Source organism: Streptomyces sp. NPDC058872 (assembly GCF_042743065.1).
In the GTDB taxonomy this organism is placed as follows: domain Bacteria; phylum Actinomycetota; class Actinomycetes; order Streptomycetales; family Streptomycetaceae; genus Streptomyces.
In genome coordinates this window covers 1-4,930 of record NZ_JBHYMK010000127.1, presented here as the reverse complement: position 1 = coordinate 4,930, position 4,930 = coordinate 1, and the positions used below count along the sequence as shown (strand labels likewise).

Here is a 4,930-nt window from a genome sequence, read left to right as displayed (position 1 = left end):
CTCGCGCACCGGGCCCGGCCCTCCTGATTGGAGCGGGCGACGGGAATCGAACCCGCGTAGCTAGTTTGGAAGACTAGGGCTCTACCATTGAGCTACGCCCGCACAACACCGTCCCGCGGATCACGAGGACCGCGGAACGAAGAGCATCGTAGCCGGTCCGGGGCCCTTCGTGCACACCCCGAAAACGAGGGGCGCCATACAGTCCCCGTCCATGTACCCTACGTGTCGCACCGACGGGGTGTGGCGCAGCTTGGCAGCGCGTCCGCTTTGGGAGCGGAAGGCCGTGGGTTCAAATCCCGCCACCCCGACCATGATGATCACGCGTTCACCTCGGGCGTTCTTGATCACGTTGTGGCCCCCCTGCCGCTTGCGGTTACTATGCAAGCTGCGTGCCCGTGTGTCTTTCTGACCGGGCCGATCGGCCGGAACCGCTTCGCGCGGCGACGCCGGAATCCAGGAATCAGCCACAAGGAGACCTAACCGTGAAGAGCGCCGTGGAGACCCTGAACCCGACCCGGGTTCGGCTCACTGTCGAGGTGCCCTTCGAGGAGCTCAAGGACAGCCTCGACGCGGCGTACAAGAAGATCAACCAGCAGGTCACGGTCAAGGGCTTCCGCAAGGGCAAGATCCCGGCTCGCGTGATCGACCAGCGGTTCGGCCGCGGCGCCGTGCTGGAAGAGGCCGTCAACGACGCGCTCCCGAAGTTCTACACCGAGGCCGTCAACGAGGCCGAGGTCAACCCGCTCGGCCAGCCCGAGGTCGACATCACCGAGCTGAAGGACGGCGAACTGCTGGCCTTCACCGCCGAGGTCGACATCCGCCCGGCCCTCGAGATCCCGGACTACTCCGGCATCGAGGTCACCGTCGACGCGGTCGAGGTCACCGACGAGGACGTCGAGAAGTCCGTGGAGCAGCTCCGCGAGCGCTTCGCCTCGACCTCCCCGGTCGAGCGCGCCGCCGCCGAGGGCGACGTCGTCACCATCGACCTGGAGGCCAAGGTCGACGGCGAGGTCCTGCCCGACGGAGTCGCCAAGGACGTCTCGTACACCATCGGCTCCGGCGAGCTGCTCGACGGCATCGACGAGGCCGTCAAGGGCCTGGAGGCCGGTGGCGAGGCCACCTTCACCTCGCAGCTGAAGGGCGGCTCCGCCGAGGGCAAGGACGCGGAGGTCACCGTCAAGGTCACCGCCGTGGCCGCCCGCGAGCTCCCCGAGCTCGACGACGAGTTCGCGCAGATGGCGTCGGAGTTCGACACCCTCGACGAGCTCAAGGCCGACAGCCGCAAGCGCCTTGAGAACATGAAGCAGTTCGACCAGGCCACCCAGGCCCAGGAGCGCGTCCTCGACGAGCTCCTCAAGCTGGTCGAGGTCCCGATGCCCGAGAAGCTCCTCGAGGACGAGATCAACACCCGCAAGCACAACCTGGAGCACCACCAGCTCGGTCAGATGGGCATCGACCTCGCGAAGTACCTGGAGATGCAGGGCAAGACCGAGGAAGAGTTCCTGGCCGAGACCAAGGAGCAGGCCGAGAAGGGCATCAAGACGCAGTTCATCCTCGATGAGCTCGTCAACAAGGAGAAGCTCGACGTCTCCCGCGAGGAGCTCACCGAGCACCTGTTCCGCCGTGCCGCTTCCTCCGGCATGAGCCCCGACCAGTTCGCCCAGGCCGTGGCCCAGGGCGGCCAGGTTCCGATGCTCGTCGGCGAGGTCGCCCGCGGCAAGGCCCTCGCGGTCGTCGTCGAGGCCGCCACGGTCAAGGACAGCAACGGCGAGGTCGTCGACCTGTCGGACGACGAGGACGAGGTCGAGACCGCCGCCGAGGCCGTCGAGGCCGTCACCGGCGAGGCCGAGGTCTCCGAGGACAAGTAAGGGACCCCCGCCCCGGCGGACCCCTGTTCCACGGGCCCGTGCGCACAGCCGTGCGCACGGGCCCGTGGACGTGTCCGGACCCGCTCACACGCCCCCAACTACCTTGCGCTCCCAGCGAACAGTTCGGGAACCGGGATGGCGTTGTCCTACCTGCGCGTTAGGGTCCATGAATACGGGGGCACTGCCCTCAGAACGAGACGCGGAGACGGCCCGGGGCCGTCGGAGACGAGCAGGTGGATACGTGACGAATCTGAAGCCTTACGCCGCGGGTGAGCCGTCCATCGGTGGCGGCCTCGGCGACCATGTCTACAACCGGCTGCTCGGCGAGCGCATCATCTTCCTCGGCCAGCAGGTCGACGACGAGATCGCCAACAAGATCACCGCCCAGATGCTCCTGCTGGCCGCCGAGCCGGAGAAGGACATCTACCTGTACATCAACAGCCCCGGCGGCTCGGTGACGGCCGGCATGGCGGTCTACGACACCATGCAGTTCATCCCGAACGACGTCGTCACCATCGGTATGGGCATGGCGGCCTCCATGGGCCAGTTCCTGCTCACCGCCGGCACCCCCGGCAAGCGCTTCGCGCTGCCGAACACCGACATCCTGATGCACCAGGGCTCCGCCGGCATCGGCGGCACCGCCTCCGACATCAAGATCCAGGCCGAGTACCTGCTGCGCACGAAGAAGCGCATGGCCGAGATCACCGCGCACCACTCCGGCCAGACCGTCGAAGCGATCATCCGTGACGGCGACCGCGACCGCTGGTTCACCGCGGAGGAGGCCAAGGAGTACGGCCTCATCGACGACATCATCACGCACGCCGCGGGTGTTCCGGGCGGCGGCGGCACGGGCGCCTGAGCGCCGGCAGCCCGCCGAAGAGCCCCAGCCCCCCGCCGAACGCCACCAGGACGGTGAACACCCAGATGCAGAACAACCTCTCCCCGAGCGGCCTCTACACCGGCGCGCCGATGGACAACCGCTACGTCGTGCCGCGTTTCGTCGAGCGCACCTCGCAGGGCGTGCGCGAGTACGACCCGTACGCGAAGCTCTTCGAGGAGCGCGTGATCTTCCTCGGCGTGCAGATCGACGACGCCTCGGCCAACGACGTCATGGCGCAGCTGCTGTGCCTGGAGTCGATGGACCCGGACCGCGACATCTCGATCTACATCAACAGCCCCGGTGGCTCCTTCACCGCGCTGACGGCGATCTACGACACCATGCAGTTCGTGAAGCCGGACATCCAGACGGTCTGCATGGGCCAGGCGGCCTCCGCCGCGGCCGTGCTGCTCGCCGCCGGCACCCCCGGCAAGCGGATGGCCCTGCCGAACGCCCGCGTGCTGATCCACCAGCCCTCCGGTGGCACCGGCCGTGAGCAGCTCTCCGACCTGGAGATCGCGGCCAACGAGATCCTGCGGATGCGCAGCCAGCTGGAAGAAATGCTGGCCAAGCACTCCTCGACCCCGATCGAGAAGATCCGCGACGACATCGAGCGCGACAAGATCCTGACCGCCGAGGACGCCCTCGCATACGGCCTGATCGACCAGATCGTCTCGACCCGCAAGAGCACGGCCGCCGCGGCAGCCTGACGCTCGACCTTCCCTCGCCGTGGTTGGCGTGGCCGAATTGCGACCATGCCAACCACGCCAAGGGGGGCCCGAACGGGGGGCCCGGCAAGGTACCGTCGAATATGAGGCACCAGGAGTCGCTGAACCAAGCACTCCCAGGCGAAGGGGAAGCACCTCGTGGCACGCATCGGTGATGGCGGCGATCTGCTCAAGTGCTCGTTCTGCGGAAAGAGCCAGAAGCAGGTGAAGAAGCTCATCGCGGGACCCGGTGTGTACATCTGCGACGAGTGCATCGACCTCTGCAACGAGATCATCGAGGAAGAACTCGCGGAGACGAGCGAGGTGCGCTGGGAGGAACTTCCCAAGCCCCGCGAGATCTACGAGTTCCTCGAGGGCTACGTCGTCGGGCAGGAGCCCGCGAAGAAGGCCCTGTCCGTCGCGGTGTACAACCACTACAAGCGCGTCCAGGCCGGCGAGAACGGCGGCGCGCAGGGCCGTGACGACGCCATCGAACTGGCGAAGTCCAACATTCTGCTGCTCGGCCCCACGGGTTCCGGGAAGACGCTGCTCGCGCAGACCCTGGCCCGCATGCTCAACGTCCCGTTCGCCATCGCCGACGCAACGGCGCTGACGGAGGCCGGCTACGTCGGCGAGGACGTCGAGAACATCCTGCTCAAGTTGATCCAGGCCGCCGACTACGACGTCAAGAAGGCCGAGACCGGGATCATCTACATCGACGAGATCGACAAGGTCGCCCGTAAGAGCGAAAACCCGTCGATCACGCGTGACGTCTCCGGCGAGGGCGTGCAGCAGGCCCTGCTGAAGATCCTGGAGGGCACCACCGCCTCCGTGCCTCCGCAGGGCGGCCGGAAGCACCCGCACCAGGAGTTCATCCAGATCGACACGACCAACGTGCTCTTCATCGTGGGCGGCGCCTTCGCCGGCCTGGAGAAGATCATCGAGTCGCGGGCGGGAGCCAAGGGCATCGGCTTCGGGGCGACCATCCGCTCCAAGCGCGAGATCGAGGCGAGCGACCAGTTCCAGGAGGTCATGCCGGAGGACCTGGTGAAGTTCGGGATGATCCCCGAGTTCATCGGTCGTCTCCCCGTCATCACCTCGGTCCACAACCTCGACCGCGAGGCCCTGCTGAAGATCCTGGTCGAGCCGCGCAACGCACTGGTGAAGCAGTACCAGCGCCTCTTCGAACTCGACGGCGTGGAGCTGGACTTCGACCGCCCGGCCCTGGAGGCCATCGCCGACCAGGCGATCCTCCGTGGCACCGGCGCGCGCGGCCTGCGCGCCATCATGGAGGAGGTCCTCCAGTCGGTCATGTACGAGGTTCCGTCCCGCAAGGACGTGGCCCGCGTGGTCATCACGGCCGACGTGGTCCGCAACAACGTCAACCCGACGCTGGTCCCGCGGATCGTGAAGAACGACGGCAGGCACGAGAAGTCGGCCTGAGCCGTCCCCCGTACAGGGAAGGAGGGGCGCCCCGC

At 67.2% G+C, this 4,930-nt stretch carries 4 protein-coding genes and 2 tRNA genes; 5 read left to right on the top strand and 1 reads right to left on the bottom strand.

Features of this window, described 5'->3' with window-relative positions:
- Positions 1–28 precede the first annotated feature (28 nt).
- A tRNA-Gly gene (locus ACFW22_RS35590) sits at positions 29–102 on the bottom strand.
- Between the two features lie 132 nt (positions 103–234).
- On the opposite strand from ACFW22_RS35590, the gene ACFW22_RS35585 reads away from it, so the two are divergent.
- The 5 genes from ACFW22_RS35585 to clpX all read left to right on the top strand — a co-directional run bounded on the left by ACFW22_RS35585 (position 235) and on the right by clpX (position 4,895).
- Positions 235–311 (top strand) — tRNA-Pro (locus ACFW22_RS35585).
- A 171-nt stretch (positions 312–482) separates the two neighbouring features.
- Positions 483–1,868 carry a trigger factor gene (tig, locus tag ACFW22_RS35580; RefSeq protein WP_386412894.1) on the top strand — a complete coding sequence of 462 codons (1,386 nt, stop codon included), beginning with the start codon at positions 483–485 and terminating at the stop codon, positions 1,866–1,868.
- A 241-nt stretch (positions 1,869–2,109) separates the two neighbouring features.
- Positions 2,110–2,727, top strand: a complete 618-nt coding sequence (locus ACFW22_RS35575) for an ATP-dependent Clp protease proteolytic subunit (RefSeq protein WP_386412892.1) — start codon at positions 2,110–2,112, stop codon at positions 2,725–2,727.
- Positions 2,728–2,792: 65 nt separating this feature from the next.
- Positions 2,793–3,455, top strand: a complete 663-nt coding sequence (locus tag ACFW22_RS35570) for an ATP-dependent Clp protease proteolytic subunit (protein ID WP_189801817.1) — start codon at positions 2,793–2,795, stop codon at positions 3,453–3,455.
- Between the two features lie 156 nt (positions 3,456–3,611).
- Complete coding sequence (gene clpX, locus ACFW22_RS35565; RefSeq protein ID WP_030494070.1) at positions 3,612–4,895, top strand: ATP-dependent Clp protease ATP-binding subunit ClpX; 1,284 nt, start codon at positions 3,612–3,614, stop codon at positions 4,893–4,895.
- Positions 4,896–4,930 lie beyond the last annotated feature (35 nt).

Coding starts and splice junctions, on each gene's coding strand:
- ACFW22_RS35570 (WP_189801817.1), top strand. CDS start 2,793: ATGCAGAACAACCTCTCCCCGAGCGGCCTCTACACCGGCGCGCCGATG.